At 45.5% G+C, this 17,532-nt stretch carries 13 protein-coding genes and 1 pseudogene; 8 read left to right on the plus strand and 6 right to left on the minus strand.

Features of this window, described 5'->3' with window-relative positions; all coding sequences use genetic code 11:
* The first annotated feature begins 25 nt into the window (after positions 1-25).
* Complete coding sequence (locus tag QUB35_RS22405) at positions 26-2,761, plus strand: DNA methyltransferase (RefSeq protein WP_333143935.1); 2,736 nt, start codon at positions 26-28, stop codon at positions 2,759-2,761.
* A gap of 31 nt (positions 2,762-2,792) precedes the next feature.
* On the opposite strand, the gene QUB35_RS22410 is transcribed toward QUB35_RS22405, so the two are convergent.
* Both QUB35_RS22410 and QUB35_RS22415 read right to left on the minus strand, forming a co-directional pair.
* Positions 2,793-3,023, minus strand: a complete 231-nt coding sequence (locus QUB35_RS22410) for a hypothetical protein (RefSeq protein ID WP_333143936.1) — start codon at positions 3,021-3,023, stop codon at positions 2,793-2,795.
* On the minus strand, positions 2,992-3,282 hold the full coding sequence (locus QUB35_RS22415; RefSeq protein ID WP_333143937.1) for a hypothetical protein: 291 nt from the start codon (positions 3,280-3,282) through the stop codon (positions 2,992-2,994). The genes QUB35_RS22410 and QUB35_RS22415 overlap by 32 nt, the downstream gene beginning before the upstream one ends.
* A 375-nt stretch (positions 3,283-3,657) precedes the next feature.
* Here QUB35_RS22415 and QUB35_RS22420 point away from each other — a divergent pair, with 375 nt between their 5' ends.
* The 3 genes from QUB35_RS22420 (at position 3,658) to QUB35_RS22430 (ending at position 8,037) form a co-directional block, all read left to right on the plus strand.
* On the plus strand, positions 3,658-4,140 hold the full coding sequence (locus QUB35_RS22420; protein WP_333143938.1) for a hypothetical protein: 483 nt from the start codon (positions 3,658-3,660) through the stop codon (positions 4,138-4,140).
* 213 nt (positions 4,141-4,353) lie between these two features.
* Entirely contained in the window at positions 4,354-4,803 is a 450-nt protein-coding gene (locus QUB35_RS22425) for a peroxiredoxin (protein WP_333143939.1), read from the plus strand.
* A gap of 579 nt (positions 4,804-5,382) precedes the next feature.
* Entirely contained in the window at positions 5,383-8,037 is a 2,655-nt protein-coding gene (locus tag QUB35_RS22430; protein ID WP_333143940.1) for a C39 family peptidase, read from the plus strand.
* A 294-nt stretch (positions 8,038-8,331) separates the two neighbouring features.
* Here the strand turns inward: QUB35_RS22430 and QUB35_RS22435 are convergent, their stop codons facing one another.
* From QUB35_RS22435 to QUB35_RS22450, 4 genes and pseudogenes are all read right to left on the minus strand, one after another.
* Positions 8,332-9,219 carry a PEP-CTERM sorting domain-containing protein gene (locus QUB35_RS22435; protein ID WP_333143941.1) on the minus strand — a complete coding sequence of 296 codons (888 nt, stop codon included), beginning with the start codon at positions 9,217-9,219 and terminating at the stop codon, positions 8,332-8,334.
* A 1,112-nt stretch (positions 9,220-10,331) separates the two neighbouring features.
* Positions 10,332-11,489: a transposase gene (locus tag QUB35_RS22440; RefSeq protein WP_333143956.1), complete on the minus strand. Its 1,158-nt coding sequence runs from the start codon at positions 11,487-11,489 to the stop codon at positions 10,332-10,334.
* Between the two features lie 22 nt (positions 11,490-11,511).
* Positions 11,512-12,090 (minus strand): annotated as a pseudogene (locus QUB35_RS22445) (IS607 family transposase); the annotation flags it as partial.
* 51 nt (positions 12,091-12,141) lie between these two features.
* Positions 12,142-12,381, minus strand: coding sequence for a hypothetical protein (locus tag QUB35_RS22450; RefSeq protein WP_333143942.1), 240 nt, complete (start codon positions 12,379-12,381; stop codon positions 12,142-12,144).
* Positions 12,382-12,992: 611 nt separating this feature from the next.
* Here QUB35_RS22450 and QUB35_RS22455 point away from each other — a divergent pair.
* The 4 genes from QUB35_RS22455 to QUB35_RS22475 all read left to right on the plus strand — a co-directional run bounded on the left by QUB35_RS22455 (position 12,993) and on the right by QUB35_RS22475 (position 17,532).
* On the plus strand, positions 12,993-14,879 hold the full coding sequence (locus tag QUB35_RS22455) for a ferredoxin--nitrite reductase (RefSeq protein WP_445252066.1): 1,887 nt from the start codon (positions 12,993-12,995) through the stop codon (positions 14,877-14,879).
* Between the two features lie 91 nt (positions 14,880-14,970).
* Positions 14,971-16,290, plus strand: coding sequence for a CmpA/NrtA family ABC transporter substrate-binding protein (locus tag QUB35_RS22465; RefSeq protein ID WP_333143943.1), 1,320 nt, complete (start codon positions 14,971-14,973; stop codon positions 16,288-16,290).
* 180 nt (positions 16,291-16,470) lie between these two features.
* Positions 16,471-17,340 (plus strand): nitrate ABC transporter permease, encoded by an 870-nt coding sequence (ntrB, locus tag QUB35_RS22470; protein WP_333143944.1) that lies wholly within the window; start codon positions 16,471-16,473, stop codon positions 17,338-17,340.
* Between the two features lie 9 nt (positions 17,341-17,349).
* Positions 17,350-17,532 carry a hypothetical protein gene (locus QUB35_RS22475; RefSeq protein ID WP_333143945.1) on the plus strand — a complete coding sequence of 61 codons (183 nt, stop codon included), beginning with the start codon at positions 17,350-17,352 and terminating at the stop codon, positions 17,530-17,532.

Here is a 17,532-nt window from a genome sequence, read left to right on the forward strand (position 1 = left end):
TATCGATCCTAATTTTACACTTATTATGACCGATACACTAAATAATATCAACAGGTTTGTTGAATACGTCCGTACTTTGAATGGAGACGAAAAAGGCGAGGCACAGGTATTCTGCGATCGCCTGTTTCAAGCCTTCGGTCATCCAGGCTACAAGGAAGCGGGAGCCGAACTAGAATTTCGAGTAAAGGCGAAAGGCAAAACTACGAAATTTGCTGATTTGCTGTGGCGGCCCAGGTTGTTACTGGAGATGAAAAAACGGGGCGAAAAACTGGAAAAACACTATCAGCAAGCCTTTGAATACTGGCTTGAGCTAGTGCCGCAACGTCCCAAATATGTGGTTCTTTGCAACTTTGATGAGTTTTGGGTTTACGATTTCGATTTACAACTGCGGGAACCGGTAGACCGCGTAAATCTGGAAGAGTTACCCGCTCGCTTCACAGCCTTAAACTTTCTTTTCCCCGAAAATCGCCAGCCTTTATTCAATAACAACCAAATTGATGTAACGCGAACTGCCGCTGACAAAGTTGCTCTAGTTTTTAATCGGTTAGTAGAGCGCGGCGAAAAAGTAGAAACAGCTCAAAGGTTTATCCTTCAGTGTGTAGTAGCCTTGTTTGCTGAAGATATCGATTTGTTGCCGCGCGGTTTATTCACCGAGTTTTTAGGTGATTGCCAGATGAACCGAGTTAGTTCCTACGATTTAATTGGGGGATTGTTTCGGCAAATGGGGAGCGATCGCCCCGCACCTAAAGACAGTCGCTATCGGGATGTATCCTATTTTAATGGCGGTATCTTCTCAGTTGTTGAACCGATCGCCCTGACTCGCAGCGAAATCGATCTGCTATTGGAGGCAGCAAAGGAACGGTGGTCAAAGGTAGAACCGGCGATTTTTGGCGCGTTGTTTGAGTCCAGTATGGGCAAAGAGGAACGTCATGCCTTGGGAGCGCACTATACCAGCGAGGCAGACATTCAAAAAGTGGTTTTGCCTACGATTATACGCCCGTGGCGAGAACGGATTGAAGCTGCGAAGACGCTGAAAGATTTGTTGGCACTGCGGCAAGAATTACTTGATTTCAAAGTTCTCGACCCAGCTTGTGGCAGCGGTAATTTTCTCTATGTTGCTTATCGGGAACTGAAGCGACTAGAGGCACAATTGCTAACTAAAATTCATGAAAATTTCTCTCGTGCTGCTAATGCGATAGGTACGATGTCGCTGGTGAAGACAAGCCAGTTTTACGGCATTGACATCAAACCCTTTGCCGTGGAATTGGCAAAAGTGACGCTGATGCTTGCCAAAAAGTTAGCTTTAGATGAAGAAAACCAGTTGCTCAATGCGGTACAGTTAAACCTGGCACTGGAACTAGAGCAAGCATTGCCGCTCGATAATCTCGATCGCAATATCCGCTGTGATGATGCTCTGTTTTGCGAGTGGGAACAAGTTAATGTAATTATTGGAAATCCTCCCTTTTTGGGTGGTAATCGTCTGCGACTAACCCTTAGTGATGATTATGTCGATCGTATTTTTGCTAAATTTCCTGATGTAAAAGGTAAAGTAGATCTTTGTTCCTACTGGTTTCGCCTTGCTCATAATCACTTAAGGGAAGATTTCCGGGCTGGCTTAGTCGCAACAAACACCATCTCTCAAGGTCAAACTCGTCAAGCTACTTTAGACTACATCATTCAAAATGGTGGTTGTATTTATGATGCAATTTCTACTCAGCCTTGGTCTGGTGAAGCGAAAGTACACATTAGTATTGTCAATTGGCTCAAAAGTTCTGAGAGTAAAGAATTAACCTGCCGTATTGATTATAAAGTTGTTTCTCATATCAATTCTTCTCTCAAGGCAGAAGTCGATGCTTCTCAAGCTGTAAAGATTAAAGCCAACTTAAATCAATGTTTCGTAGGAGTGCAACCTAATGATAAGGGTTTTATTGTAACTGAAAGAGAGGTAAAGCAATGGATTAAAGCCGATCCTAAAAATCAAGATGTTCTCAAGCTCTTTTCAACGGGTGCGAATCTGGCACAGAACCCCCAGGGAAAGCCAGAGCGTTGGATTATTGATTTTGACAATCGCAGTTTAGAAGAGGTTAGTGATTACCAGCTACCGTTCGATCATGTTAAAAAGTACGTCAAGCCTCAACGAGAATCTAATCGAGAAGCCGTCATGCGGGAAAAATGGTGGCGATTCAAGCGCACGAATGAAGCAATGCGAAAAGCTCTAGCAACTTTACCCTTTTGTTTCGCCGTCCCAGAAACTTCAAAGTGGTCGATATTTTTAATTTCTGATTGTAATTACTTGCATGGAAATAGCTGCCATCCTGTGGCTTCAGATGACTTCTATGTTCTTGGCATCCTAACTTCAAATCTGCATCGTCAGTGGGTAAAAGCACAAAGCTCAACCCTTAAAGCCGATACACGTTACACTCACAACACCTGTTTTGAAACATTTCCCTTTCCCCAAAATTGCCCAGAAAAAACCAAAACTGAAATTCGAGCAGCCATGCAGGTTCTCCATGACTACCGCACCGAGTATATGGAGCGCAAACAGTGCGGCATTACCCAACTATACAACCAATTTTTTGATGAACCCGCCAGCCAACTTGCCAAACTCCATGCCCAATTAGACCAACTCGTTTGCAAAGCCTACGATATCAAAGCCAACCAAGACCCCTTAAAGTTTCTATTAGAATTAAACTTTGAAGTTGCACAGCGAGAAACTGAGGGATTACCTGTTGTCGCTCCCTGTTTGCGGCCTGTTGTATAAGAATGCTAGTTAAATCAACTTACTTAACGAATCATCCCTTCAATTTCTGGATCGGTAAACCCAAATTGCCTGAAAATCCGCCACACATAAGCTGGTGACATTTCCCTACACCGATATCAATCGTAACAATCCTTTTTCGGCCTTCAATTTCACGCATATACAAACTATGATCCCCTTTACCCTCTCGGTAAAACTGACATCCGTTTTGTTCTAAAATCTTAATTAATGCTTTAGGTTTTAAAGAGGGAAGGTTTTTCGGCATAAACTTTCCTTAATTCATAAGTATCTGAAGCTTCCGCATCTTCTAAAGTCAGAAATTCGTGTAACTCATTAATAGAAATAGGACTGAGATAAACATCAGACTCTGATTCATAGACTTCGGAAAATGACTCAATAGCTTGTTTGAGTTTATCAATAGATTGTTCGGGAGTATTGCCTTGTCCCACCAATCCATTTTCTAAACACAGAGAGACCCAACGCTCAGCACTTTTTATGAGAATAACAGTGTAGAAATCAATCATATTCTGTTGGGTAAATTAAACAGGGCTCTTATACATATCGCCGGCTGTATACTATAAAGTAAGGACAAGCGTCATGTCCGATTGCGGTAACACCCGGACATGACGACTACTCCAAATGTTGAAATAGCCAACAAGGGAGCATATTAATTATGTCACAACCTCGGTATGATGACGAAAAAAACGAGACGCGCCATACAGCTACAAGCGAAGAGGCTTGCACTAATATGGAATAAAAATACGGTTGGCAGCTTAAAAATGTAGAAGAGACTGGCAATTCTATTTTGAGCGTAGATTGCATTTTTGAGGGAAATTGCGAGTTTCCGCCCTCGCCAATGGACTTGAGTCAAGGTGATTACCTGAAGGAGAGAAAACAAGATGCGTAAATACATTATTTTCCGAGCCGACAAAGGTGAACTGGAAAAATACCGATCGCTCACCGAAACAAAAGTAGGAGAAAGCTTTTACCGAGTAGCTAATGCTGGATCGGTTAAGTCATTGATTTGGACAATAGCCGAGCATTATGACTCTAGCGGCAAGCCATCCCCAGCACCGGGCTATCGTTTAACCCAAAGCGTTATTGTCGAAAGTGCGATCGATCCAATGTTCCCCAGTGCATCTACTCATTTCAGAGACAGCGGCTGGGAAGTTGTGAAAGTTCACGAATACACTCCTGAAATTCCAGCTCCCTATGGTGCAGAGTTTGACTCAATTTGTATTTGCTATTGCGCTTACAAACCAATAGAAAATGCTCCAATCAAGCAATACGAGCGATCGCCCGTCACCATTGATTCATTCGGAGGCGATCGAACAGCTTACGATCGCTGGTTAGAGTCCCAAAAACAAACGGCTGAAGTTTAATTAAATATTATGAACAGGCAAGATGCCTGTTCCACAAAGAGGAAATTTTATTGTGGGGTGGGCTTCTAGCCCGCCCCTAAAGAGATTATTGCAAATCTTGCAAGATGTCATATAAAAACGTTCTGAACCCAGATTTGGTATTATGCCCCCAGAATTTAAAACCCCCCCAAAGTCAATTAAAATACATTTATAAATCGCAAGGGAAACAAAACTATGACATTACCAGTTGGGTGCGCCGCCCCTCAGTTTACCGCCAAAGACACCAACGGCAACACCGTCTCCCTGTCCGAATTCGCCGGTAAAACCGTAATCTTGTATTTCTACCCCAAAGATGACACCCCCGGCTGCACCAGACAAGCCCAAAGCTTCAAAGCAGCCCATGAAGAATACAAGGGCAAAGATATAGTAGTTCTCGGTGTCAGCCGCGACAACGAGGAATCACACCAAAAGTTCACAGAAAAATACGGTTTGCCTTTCCAGCTATTAGCAGATGTTGATGGCACGATTACCAAAGCTTACGATGTCGAGAATGTCGAGAAAGGCGGTTATGCCAAGCGCGTTACTTTCGTCATCGACGGCACCGGCAAAATCATTCAAGTTTATGAGGGCGAAACCATGAAAGTTGACACTCACGCTCAAGATATTCTTGTCACCATAGTTTAGTCGAAGTTTAGCCGATCGCACTAACCTTCCTGCACGCACCAAACGGCTAAAAACCCGGTTTCTTCCTAGATGCCTCGTTGTTATAGCAATCCTCAATCATTCATGAGGATTTGTAGGGGTAGTGCGACCCCTACTCCCCGTGCCTACCCCAGCATCTAGGGGCAACCACGGGGAGTAGGGGTCGGATTGCCCCTACAAGAATTATGCAAATGATTTAGGATCGCTATATAGGCAATATTCTCGTAGAAACCGGGTTTTTTTCGTAAGCCCTGACTAAGCAAGTGATGGATCAATGGTAAAGGGGGAAGGAATTTACTCGAACTAAATTCCTTCCCTTAAAACTTGCACCACAAATCCGCTCAACCAGGCATATATTCGGTTAAGGTGCTTATTGTACGCCTAAAGTTAGATTTGTGGGGCAACTCCCGCCAATAATTAAAAACTTATACTGTAAAAGGCATTAACCGCCCATAGGCTGAATCTAGGGGCCATTTTGTCCTGGTTCGAGTCATTGTGTTTGATAAAATCAGAAGTTATCCTTGCTTTAGCTGAATAATTAAGTAGATAGGGGGATATATAATGACAAGCAGCAAAATTATTTTGAGTTACTTAGGCCCGCGAGAAATTGAGGTCAATAGAGCCGCTGTGTTACTTGGCACTTTTGACACAAATCTAGTGGCAGCGATTTCAGCAACAGAAGGCTCAAATGCCCTGAATGTCGGGAGAAATCTCTCTAGAGGCATTTGGAACATCAGTTTAGAAAAAGGATTCCCTAGCGCAGGAACTCGCACATTGCTGGTGAGGGCAAGTGATAAGACCGGCCAAGTTATCGGTCAACAAACAATTAACATCAAAGTTAATCCTGCTTCTGGATCACCCGCTCAATTTTTGACGTTAATTACTCTCAGAGATACCGCATTCAAAGTCGGAACACTGCCCGCAAGCAATCTTAACAACCTGCAAAAAGCGGAAATACCAGCAGGTAAAATTTATCAAATTAGGGACTACGAGTTAGAAGATGGACATCTGAATGTTCAACTAAATAATCCAATTACTCCGGTGGGAACCTCTGGCTTTTTCTATGAAAAACACGTACTTATAACCAAAGGCGCAAAAATTCTCATATTCGATCGCGCCGAGTTGCCGACCCCGCCGCGTGGAATGCAGTTACTGTGGGTGATCAAAAAGACATGGTTAAAGTTAACCCCCGCAGATTCTGCAACTTTAGGAGCAACTCAGAAATTACAATTTAACGCAGGAGAAACTTTCAATCTTCTCGGCTACGCTTGCGTGGAAAACCATTTCCGAGTCGCTTTTGAGCGGGCAGTTCCTAACTTAGGAACTTCGGGATTTGTGTACTGGCTGCACGTCCAAATTTTGCGAGACGGGAGGGGAATTGAGTATGATAGAAATGCCGTTACGATGACAATCATCAAAACGACTGTGTTTAAAAAGCGGCCGATAAATGCCGCTAGCCTGCCACCTCAAGAAAAAATTACCTTGCCGGCGGGAATGATTTACGGAATTGCCGGATTCTCGATCGAACAAAGCCACATTAAAGTCTCGCTGACCGAGAATTTGCCGCAATTTGGCAATACGGGTTTCATTTATCCCGATTTTGTGCAATTCAGCCGCGGTGGCAAATCTTTCAATCCCGCTCCGAATTTAACTTATCAAGGGCCGTCAGAAGTTTTGGTAAATCAGCCGATCGTCCTTCGGGGTACTTTTGACCGAGAAAAAACAGCAAAAATTGAGGTGATAGCTGAGGATACATTTCCCCTAAGCGTCACGCTAAACCAAGAGGCCAGCACTTGGCAAGTTAATTTGTCTAAAGGATTTAGCGTAGCGGGAGCTCGGTGGCTCAGGTTGCGGGCAACTGACAGCAAAGGCAACGTTACTGGCAGCCAAATAATTTACATTGCCGTAACTTCCGATCCGCTAACTGTCGGACGAGGTTTGACCTTAAAGATACTTTCTGACACTTTGTTTAAGGTAGCTCCCCTTGATTCTTCCCGGCTCAACAATCAGCAAAAAGTTTTTGTCAAAGCAGGCCAGACTTTGGCGGTTAGCAAATACGGATTTATTGACGGGCATCTCAAGGTGGTTGTGGATTCAGCAATTTCACCGATCGGCACTTTTGGCTATTTTTATGAACCCGACGTTCAGTTGGCCAAAGGTACTCAAATCCTGAGATTTGACCTGGCTGACGTACCGAATAGCAACGTCAGCGCTCAACTTTTGGTAACTCAAACAACTCAGATTAAAGCTAAACCCGAAGATTCATCGAAACTGCCTGCCGATCAAATGGCTGACCTACTTTTAGGCACTACCTATGCCATTACTGGTTATGCCTGCATTTTGGGGCATTTCCGAGTAACTCTCGCCGAATCTATTCCCGGTTTCGGCAATATCGGATTTATTTATTGGCAGGACGTTAAAATAAAAAAAGACGGCAAAGAAGTTCCCTTTGACCCCGATGCTTTGACGATGACAATCCTGCAAGCAACTGTCTTTAAAAAGCGGCCGGTAGATTCTGCTAACCTGAGCAGTACCGAGAAAACTACGCTGCCTTTAGGTCGAGTTTACGGCGTGAACAGCTACGGTGCGGAAGGATCTCACCTGAAAGTTTCCCTGACTGAAGAACTGCCGAATTTGGGCAATACAGGTTATGTTTTTCCTAGTTTTGTTCAGTTCAAGCGGGGAGATAAAATTTTCGATCCGGTTCCGAACAATGTGGAATTGAACGTGCCGTATTTTTCGCAGCGGGACAATCCGCGTTTTGACTGGTCTACTTGCAACGTAACTTCGATCGCGATGGTATTTTATTACTACGGCGTTCGTTCTGAGTGGGGCGGACAGTTGGAGGATGAGTTGTTGCAGTGGTGTTTCGATTATGCCGGCCAGGGTTCTCAAACCGATCACAGCGTGCTTTCGGCGCTGATTCAGGCCTACGGGTTTAAGACGAGTTTTAGTACGACTCGCACGTGGGCGCAAGTGCGATCGGAATTGCTGAATCGGCGACCAGTAGTTTTAGCAGGAGATTTTACTGCGGCCGGTCACATTCTTACTTTAATTGGCTACAATTCTCAGGGTTATATCGTGCAAGATCCTTGGGGAGATGCACTCACTGGTTACAGCGATACTGAGGGGAGAAAGTTGATGTATCCCTACAGTTACGTCAATCAAGTTGCTGGGCCAGATGGGAATGTTTGGGCGCATTTTATTTCTCGATAGTCTACTCTACTGTTGGCAATTTGTGAGGCACTACGCCTATTCGTAAGGTGTGCATAATACCAATTTAATGTGAAGTTGCACATATCTCGCTCCCCCTCGCATACCCCCTACTCCCCCTGGTTGTTGGGGAGTAGGGGTTGACTTTGAGAAGAATCTTGTCCCCCCCCTTGTAGGGGCGGTGCGACCCCTACTCCCCGTGCCCGCCCTCTTTAGGGGGGATCAGATTCTACGGGGCCTCATAAAAATTTGGTATAACAGCTATTCGTAAGGTACTTAATGCACACCCTACCTAACTTAGGAAATCTTGCGCTTAATTTTGCGTTTTGCAGCCCCCATACCTAAAAAGCTCAATCCTACTAAAGTACCAAACCAAGTAGAAGGTTCCGGTACAGCCTCAAACGATCCTTGAATAGCGATCGCATCGTTAGCGCACTCGGCAAAAAAGTTAGCAATATAGTTCCCCGAAGGCATTGATGATTTATTGAAACTGAATCCAATGGTTTGAGAACCTACGGCATTAAACTGAGCGAAATTAACACCGAGGACACTCAAAGTCGCTGGTGTTAAAAAATTGATTTCTCCTACTTTTGTACCCGTAGCTATTGAGTTGAGAATAGTCGAGTTTCCGGTTTGTTGAAAATAGGGGTCTGTGGCAGCTAAATCGCCCATTGATGGGGTTCCGCCTTGAGATGCCACTACCGTATTGAATTGATTTAAATTGGTAAAACCAGAGTTAGTTTTGGTAACGCTTTTAGCGGTAACATCCTTGTAAACGCCTGTTGTCGCCACGCCGGAGTCATTTCCTTCGGCAAAGCGGATACCAAACAAGCTGCCGTTTGCGTTAGCTGTATTGAAGTTTTGACCGGAAAAATTGAAGAATAAATCGCCGTAGTTGATGTTGCCTCTTTGAGCTAGTGGGTCGGCATATCCTGCTAAACTTAGATTGGAGTTGATGGCGATGAAAGCTGTATCTGATGTTTCTTTGATGGCGAGGCCGTAAAATTCAAATTCCCCGCCGCCGATTTGGGGCCCTGTCACGCCGTCGTTGAAGGAATCGATCGCATAATTCCAGCCATGAGATAGCGTTGCTGCTGTAGCTTTTTGTTGCTGTAGTGCGAAAAGGGCACAGAAAATAGCCAGTGAGTAAGTCCAGTGGATGCTGTTTTTAGCAATGGATTTCATAAAATGCTCCCTGGGAATCATTGTTAAATTGTCAAGTCTGCTCGCTCGACTGTTTTAAATTTTTAGTAAATCATACCTTCAGGCCGAATTTCTTAAAGTTTTGCTACAAATTTGGTCGGGCAATTGAATCATGTTAAATAGATTGCTTAAAACACCCAACCAATGCCAGTAACTAAATACAGCAATCCTCGCATCAGTTGTAAAAATATGTACGGGTAGTGCCTTTCTTTGCCTACCCCACCCAAGGCGGGGCAACCGGGCGTGGGTTTTGCCCCTACAAGAATTACACAACTTACTTAGGATTGCTATACAGGACTTACGCAGGCACAGTATTGTAGTGAAGCTGCATAAGTCCTGTAGGTGCAAATAAACCGACTACCGGGTTTGGGCGGTTGAGAACAGCAATAAACTGCCTGCTAGTCGAGATATAGGCGGTACCCGCCTCTACAAGATATTATTATTTTTTCCTGCCGATCGACTTAATTGATTTTTTATCAATTACCAATTAATTTTGACAATAGGGGGCGTGATGTTGTAGATGCCGATGCCGGATTCTATTAATAATTCGATTGTTTGATTAATAATTTTCATAAATTGTCTTTCATCGCCAGCCCTGTTCCATATACCTCTCCAATAATTATTGTGGAACAGGCGTCCTGCCTGTTCAAGACAGGCTTTGCTGGATCTGTCTAATAATTATAATTACCTGGGTTGGGATGACTTCATTCCTCCAACTCCTCAAATGCCGAGCGCGCATAACAATTTTACTAATATTACCATAAGCGTTCCACCCAACAGGCTCTCATGAATCATATCAACTCCGCTAGCATCGGAATTGTAAAATCGAATCAACAGTCAATACTCAACTATCATTGAGTTTTTCGACTGACAGTTAACAGTCAACAGTCAACAGTCAACAATAATTCCGGTGCAACCGGAATTGATATCACCACTTTTTCTCTAAGTGCCGCACAAAGCGAGAATTGGATAGTCAAAAAAAATCATACGGCAAGAACGATCGCACGTTTTTAGAACACCCAATCAACTTCCGGCCCTACATCCGCTGCAGGCATCGCGGGTTCCTTCTAACTCGGCCGGTGGTTTCTGCACTCTTATGCGCTGCATAAATCAATCAAATTTTTAAATCCTGTTAATATATCGCCGACAGATACATTTAACCCGGTAAATCCCGGACGCTCGCCAGGAATAACCGTGTATGGCAAGATAGAGAAAGCAGCAAGCTCTCCCATCAAGGAGGTATCTCTCAAAGCTTTCAACAAAATATTGAAAGCACCGTTTTTGTCTCTGTCCAGGGTGTGTCCGCACTCTGGACATTTAAAGACTTTAGACCCGCCTAATTTAGTATGGATCTGTCCACACTTTGAGCAGGTTTTTGATGTGTACTCTTCTGTTACGTCTACTACAACACCACCATGTTTAGTGGCTTGATGCTTCAACATTTGCTTGAAACGATAATGACTTAAAGTGACCATCGCCCTAGCTGTTTTAGTTGCTAAAGAGCGCTTACCTTTCTTGACCATTTGTTGTGTCTCAAAGGTTGGCAAGAAAATTAACTTGTACTTACCTGTCAAATATTTTGCAGCTTTTTTATGCAATTCATTGACTAAGTTTTTGATTTTGATTCTAATTTGGGCTGCTGATTTTCGCAGGCAATACCTCAGTCGCTTAAATTGCCTCCCTTTACTTACCCCAATGCGGGACATTAATTTGTCTAGATGTCTTGCTAGCCGATAGATGCGACCGATATCGTTTTTTCCTATTTCGACAAAGCCACTGCCGTCAAAACCAGTAAGGAAAGTTCTAACGCCAGGATCTAAGGCTATAACCAAATCGCTATCAATCGGCTTTATTTTTGCTACATCAATTGCATAGCAGATAAACCATTGCCTGTTAATCAAGCTGAGTGTTGGTTCGTGTTGCATTACCTCGATGATAGGTTCCGAGGTTTTAAAGGTTAGCCCTTTAGTAGAAGTTGGATAAAAAGTCCCTAACTTCCAATTAGACGTTTGAAATCGGATAGTTTGAGATGTGTCGAAACGGCTTCTAAATTTTGCCGTTCCTTTTGTCTTTTGAGCTGCCTTGTGCGCTTCAAAAGCTTGAAAGACTGCCATTTGTCGCGGGTTGTAAGGTTGCTCGGAAACCCAGGTGGGAGCCAAGCCCATTACCTTTTTTCTTAAGTCATACTTGCCAATTCTTTCGTCTTTAAGGATAGCAATTGCTTGGTTGTAACACCATCTACTTGCTGCAATCCAAGTCCTCCATTTTGCTGCTAGCTTGGTTTCCGGGTAAACTCGAATCTTCTTTGATAGCAGATTTGTATTTTCGCAAGCCGTAGAGTCGGCAACTAAAGACGTGGATGATGGCAAGGATATCTTCAACCATTTCTCGTTCGGGAGACAGCTCGTTTCTGCCCAGAACCATGAGTTGGCAATTGTTTTGCTCGCAGATCCATTTGATGAGATCGCCGCCAAACCTTGCGAGTCTGTCTTAGTGTCCCACCACAACTGTTGAGATATCTCCTGACATGACTTGTCCCAGAAGGGCAAGCAGCGCTTTTCTTTTGAAGTTGAGTCCACCTCCGATGTCTTTGAAGACTTTATGCGGGTGGAGACTTTGGAGGTAGCTGACTTGCCTGTCAAGGTCTTCTCGTTGTTTGTAGCTGCTAACTCTGGCTTAGATGGCTGTAATTCGGTCGTGTCCGGTTCCGAGAACGCTGTCGATGTCGTAGCGTCGCTGGTTGGAGGGGGTTCTGATTGCTGATATTTTGTCGGCAAGTTCCCAGTTTCTAAGGGTTTTGTCTGAGACTTGCAGGATTTTGCAAGCTTCTGGCGGTGTGACATATCTGGTCATCGCTAGGTGGTATTTTTGTTCTCAATAGATAATATAAGGTTTTACAATGATTTACAAAGAATTTCTAAGAAATCGTTTACTTTGCGACGACAGTTCGTTGACTATCTTGACTCTTCCCTTGATCACAGAACGCAGCAGGCGGTTGATCGAATGTCTGTATTCATCGTCGAGAGAGTCGTCCAAAACAGCGGCCATCAAGCCGTAGCGATCGGCTAAAGTCAAACAACCCGTCTCCGTAACAGAGGCAAGCATTTCGGAAATAGCGCCGGGGATAAGTTGAACTAAAAACATGAGACATTCCCTGAATTCGATACTTATATCATCTCTCGTTCTGGGAAAATTAATAGTGACGCTGGCATAGCACACAATGTGATGTTTTGAGGCAAACTGTGTGACAGCGACCCTCTAATGTTGTGACGATCTCGTTTTAAGTCTGCGATCGCAGTCACAAAATTAATCTTAGATATTCCAATATCCCCCTCTCCCCTCCTAAATCTAAAGATTTAGAGAGATTTTTCGGTTTTGGGGGTCTCTTTACCCATTTCCCATGTATAAAACGCATCGGCAGTATGCGAAATATTCATAAAACTCAATATTTTGTAAAAATAGATACGAATATTTACAATCGGGGGCTTTACATTAGCTCATAACAAAGGTGCATCGAAACAGAGCGATCGACCGAATCCTCGGTAGCAACTATAACCATAAATAGTTGGGCGACGTTCGAGCCAGCGCCCAGTCAAGCTCAACTGTACAGCCGATCAACCATGCTTAAAAGAAATTCCATCTAGTAACTAAATATACAGTTTTAAATCCATACAGTCACTAAGGTTAGCAGGAAAGACACACTTTATGCTCCAAGTCAAGACCTCCCCACACAAGCCAGCAGCGAGGGTAAACCGATGACCCAAACAGTAGAACCCAAAGCCCAAGCGAGCCTGAACAAGTTTGAAAAACTCAAAGCCGAAAAAGATGGCTTAGCATTAAAAGGCGAACTCGACCACTTCGCCGAAATCGGCTGGGAAGCAATGAACGAAACAGATCGCGAGCACCGCCTCAAATGGCTCGGCATCTTCTTTCGGCCAGTAACTCCCGGCAAATTCATGATGCGGCTGCGCTTGCCCAACGGCATCATTACTAGCAATCAAACCAGAACGCTAGCAGAAATCGTCCAACGCTACGGCGACGACGGCAGCGCCGACATCACCACCAGACAAAACCTGCAATTGCGCGGAATTCGCATCGAAGACGTACCCGACATCTTCCGTCGCCTCAAAGAAGCGGGCATGACCAGCATCCAGTCTGGCATGGACAACGTGCGTAACATCACGGGTTCCCCAGTCGCGGGCCTGGACGCCGACGAACTGATTGATACGCGGGAACTGGCGAACGAAGTCCAAGACATGATTACGAACAGCGGCGAAGGCAACCCCGCGTTTTCAAATTTGCCGAGAAAGTTTAATATTGCGATCGCAGGCTGCCGCGACAACTCAGTCCACGCAGAAATCAACGACATCGCCTTCGTACCCGCTTACAAAGACGGCAACATCGGCTTTAACGTTTTAGTCGGCGGTTTCTTCTCCGCCAAACGCTGCGAAGCTGCAATTCCTCTCAACGCATGGGCAAGTCCCAGCGACGTTGTAGATTTGTGCAAAGCAATTTTAACTGTGTTTCGCGATCAAGGCCCAAGAGCAAACCGCCAAAAATCGCGGCTGATGTGGCTGATTGACGAACTCGGAATCGCACAATTCCGAGCCGAAGTCGAACAAGAATTAGGGCGCACTTTGCCCGCCGCCGCGCCCAAAGATGAAATCACCTGGGACAAACGCGACCACATCGGCATCTACCCCCAAAAACAATCAGGGCTCAACTATGTAGGGCTGCACGTTCCAGTCGGACGGCTGCAGGCATCGGATTTGTTCGATTTGGCCAGAATTGCCGAGGTTTACGGCAGCGGCGAGCTCAGGCTCACTGTGGAAGAAAACGTGATTATTCCCAACGTTCCCGACTCGCGGATTGAATCGCTGGTCAAAGAACCGCTGTTGCAGCGTTTTTCCATCGAGCCCGCACCGCTGATGCGAGCCTTGGTTTCCTGCACCGGCGCCAAGTTTTGCAACTTCGCCCTCATCGAAACCAAAAGTCGATCCGTGGCAATGATTGAGGAACTCGATGTCGAACTGTCACTTCCCAAACCGGTCAGAATTCACTGGACAGGTTGCCCCAATTCCTGCGGTCAACCCCAGGTAGCAGACATCGGTTTGATGGGAACAAAAGTTCGCAAGAACGGCAAAACCCTCGAAGGTGTAGACATTTACATGGGAGGCACAGTTGGCAAAGACGCTCATTTGGGTGCTTGCGTCCAAAAAGGCATCGCTTGCGAAGACCTCAAACCGCTGCTGTATCAACTGTTAGTCGAGCAGTTTGGGGCAGTTCCCAAAGAGATCACAGGGGATGTAGCTGTGCTGCAGCGGCAACTGCAATTGACGGTTGAGGAGGGCGAAGCGGCAGCCCAAGCACCCAAACCTCAGACATCTACTGTCATTTTCGCTCGATCGGGCAAAGAAGTTGCTTGCAGCGAAGATGAGTACATTCTCGATGTTGCCGAACGGGCGGGAGTCGAACTTGACAGCGATTGCCGAAAGGGAGTTTGTGGCACTTGCAAGCAGAAACTCCTAGAAGGTAATATTGCCGCCTACGACAGCCACCCCGAAGCGGCCGCAGGCTTAGAACCAGGGTTCATTTTAACTTGCAGCGCACGGGCGATCGGCAGAGTGACGATCGACGCCTAATCTCATAATGTGAGATGCGATGCGAAGGTCGCGAATCAATCTCACATCTCACATTTCCACCATCTCAAAGTACAACAACAATTCAAGACAAATGAGCAACCTTTCCAGAAGAAAATTCATCATCACCGCTGGAGCAACAGCAGCCGGCACCCTCCTAGCCCACGGTTGCAGTTCCGGCCCCACCACATCTAACGCCACTCCCGGCGGCGCTTCGCCCACCGCCGCTCCAGCAGTCAACATCAACCCTGCCGACGCCCCAGAAGTTACCGCAGCCAAACTCGGATTCATCGCCCTCACCGACGCAGCACCCTTAATCATCGCCCAAGAAAAAGGGTTATTTGCCAAGTACGGCATGAAAGATGTACAAGTTACCAAACAAGCATCTTGGCCAGTTACTCGCGACAACTTAGAACTCGGTTCCGACAAAGGCGGCATTGACGGGGCTCACATTTTATCCCCGATGCCTTACCACATGACATTAGGCACTATTACCAAAGGCAATCAGCCAGTGCCGATGAACCTTGTGGCGCGGTTAAATACTAACGGTCAGGCAATTTCGCTCAGCAAAAAATACCTAGATTTAAAAGTAGGTACAGACAGCGCACCCCTGAAAGCAGCTTTTGGCCAAAACCTTCCTGTTGCTATAACTTTTCCCGGTGGCACCCACGACTTGTGGATGCGCTACTGGCTAGCAGCCGGCGGCATCAATCCAGATACAGATGTTTCCGTGATTCCCATACCGCCGCCCCAAATGGTAGCGAACATGAAATCTGGCAGCATGGAAGCCTTTTGCGTCGGCGAACCTTGGAATGCTCAGCTAGTTACTCAAAAGGTAGGATACACCGCCTTAGTAACCGGAGAACTTTGGAAAGACCACCCAGAAAAAGCTTTAGCTTTAAGAGGAGATTGGGTTGAGAAAAACCCCAAAGCTGCTAAAGCAATAACAATGGCTGTACTGGAAGCCCAGCAGTGGTGCGACAAGGCAGAAAATCAGGATGAGATGTGCCAAATCATCTCTCAAGATAAGTGGTTAAAAGTTCCAGTAGCAGATATTATCAGTCGCTCTAAAGGTCAAATTGACTACGGTACCGGCCGCATTGAAGCTGCCAGCCCAGTGGCGATGAAATTCTGGGCGGATAATGCTTCTTATCCCTACAAGAGTCACGATGCTTGGTTCTTAACTGAAAATATTCGCTGGGGTTATATCCCGGCAACTACCGACATCAAAGCCACAGTGGATAAAGTTAACCGCGAAGATATTTGGAAAGCAGCAGCGACAGCACTTGGCGTTCCCGCAGCCCAAATTCCTACTACCACTTCTCGCGGTGTCGAAACCTTCTTTGACGGCGTGAAGTTTGACCCAGAAAAACCAGAAGAATATCTCAAGGGTCTGGCAATCAAAAAAGCATAATTAGTTGGTTGACTGTTGACAGTTGACTGTGAACAGTTGACTGCTGACAGTTGACAAACCCCTAAAAGTGATGGTGTTGGACAGAGTGAAACGGAGGGTTCGTTCGACGGGCCAAACCTGCTGAACTCTGTTCAAAGTATCTACAAATAATCGATTATTCACAATACTGCAAAAAGAAAAATGGCAACAAACCTCGCTGTTACTAAAAGCAAAAATCCAGTAAATTTCCTTCTGGATAATGTTCAAAAAAACCGCCGAAAAATCATCCGACCGCTGGTAGCAATTACAGTTCTGCTGATAATCTGGCAAATCCTCTGCAACAGTCCAGAGTCGAGCTTGCCGGGGCCAATCAAAGCTGTCCAAGAAAGCTGGAATCTGATTATTAATCCTTTCTTCGACAACGGCGGTACAGACAAAGGCTTGTTCTGGCAAATTTTGGCTAGCTTGCAGCGGGTGGCGATCGGCTTTACTCTAGCAGCAGTTCTCGGCATCAGTTTGGGAATCCTGATCGGCACAAACTCCTTAATGTTCGATGCTTTAGACCCGCTGTTTCAAGTATTCAGAACTATCCCGCCCCTAGCTTGGCTGCCGATCGCCCTGGCTGTATTTCAACAGTTCAATCCCTTTGAAGGCATGGGGGTGAAAGCTAACGAAGTTTCTGCACTTTTCGTAATCTTAATTACAGCAATTTGGCCGATTTTAATTAACACCACAGTAGGCGTTCAACAAATACCCCAAGACTACAGAAACGTCGCCCGCGTATTGCGCCTCCCCAACCAAAAATACTTCTGGAAAATCCTGCTCCCCTCTTCTGTTCCTTACATCTTCACTGGCTTGAGAATTGGAATCGGTTTGTCTTGGCTGGCGATCGTAGCTGCGGAAATGTTAGTCGGCGGCGTCGGTATCGGCTTCTTCATCTGGGACGCTTACAACAGTTCTCGACTCAGTGCAGTGATTCTAGCAGTGCTTTATGTAGGAATCGTCGGTTTGATTTTAGACAGAATCGTTGGTTTCATCGCTTCCAAAGTGGTTCCCGAAGAACAGAAATAGGATTTGGGAATGGGGCATCGGGCATCGGGCATCGGGCATGGCGAATGGGGAATGGTTGCCAGCTACAAACTGCTAGAAATTAGTTGTAAATTAATGCCCAATGCCCAATGCCCTGGGCGGGCCAATGCCCAATGCCCAATGCCCAATGCCCAATGCCCAATGCCCAATGCCCAATTTCCCCTTAATAATTAG

This window comes from Microcoleus sp. B13-B6 (assembly GCF_036705405.1).
Lineage (GTDB): Bacteria > Cyanobacteriota > Cyanobacteriia > Cyanobacteriales > Microcoleaceae > Microcoleus.

What these genes read in the sequence shown, in the direction of transcription:
- QUB35_RS22405 (WP_333143935.1), top strand. Translation starts at nt 26, where the DNA reads ATGACCGATACACTAAATAATATCAACAGGTTTGTTGAATACGTCCGT.
- QUB35_RS22465 (WP_333143943.1), top strand. Translation starts at nt 14,971, where the DNA reads ATGAGCAACCTTTCCAGAAGAAAATTCATCATCACCGCTGGAGCAACA.
- QUB35_RS22450 (WP_333143942.1), bottom strand. Translation starts at nt 12,381, where the DNA reads ATGTTTTTAGTTCAACTTATCCCCGGCGCTATTTCCGAAATGCTTGCC.
- QUB35_RS22475 (WP_333143945.1), top strand. Translation starts at nt 17,350, where the DNA reads ATGGGGCATCGGGCATCGGGCATCGGGCATGGCGAATGGGGAATGGTT.
- QUB35_RS22420 (WP_333143938.1), top strand. Translation starts at nt 3,658, where the DNA reads ATGCGTAAATACATTATTTTCCGAGCCGACAAAGGTGAACTGGAAAAA.
- QUB35_RS22425 (WP_333143939.1), top strand. Translation starts at nt 4,354, where the DNA reads ATGACATTACCAGTTGGGTGCGCCGCCCCTCAGTTTACCGCCAAAGAC.
- QUB35_RS22455 (WP_445252066.1), top strand. Translation starts at nt 12,993, where the DNA reads ATGACCCAAACAGTAGAACCCAAAGCCCAAGCGAGCCTGAACAAGTTT.
- ntrB (WP_333143944.1), top strand. Translation starts at nt 16,471, where the DNA reads ATGGCAACAAACCTCGCTGTTACTAAAAGCAAAAATCCAGTAAATTTC.
- QUB35_RS22430 (WP_333143940.1), top strand. Translation starts at nt 5,383, where the DNA reads ATGACAAGCAGCAAAATTATTTTGAGTTACTTAGGCCCGCGAGAAATT.
- QUB35_RS22435 (WP_333143941.1), bottom strand. Translation starts at nt 9,219, where the DNA reads ATGAAATCCATTGCTAAAAACAGCATCCACTGGACTTACTCACTGGCT.
- QUB35_RS22410 (WP_333143936.1), bottom strand. Translation starts at nt 3,023, where the DNA reads ATGCCGAAAAACCTTCCCTCTTTAAAACCTAAAGCATTAATTAAGATT.
- QUB35_RS22415 (WP_333143937.1), bottom strand. Translation starts at nt 3,282, where the DNA reads ATGATTGATTTCTACACTGTTATTCTCATAAAAAGTGCTGAGCGTTGG.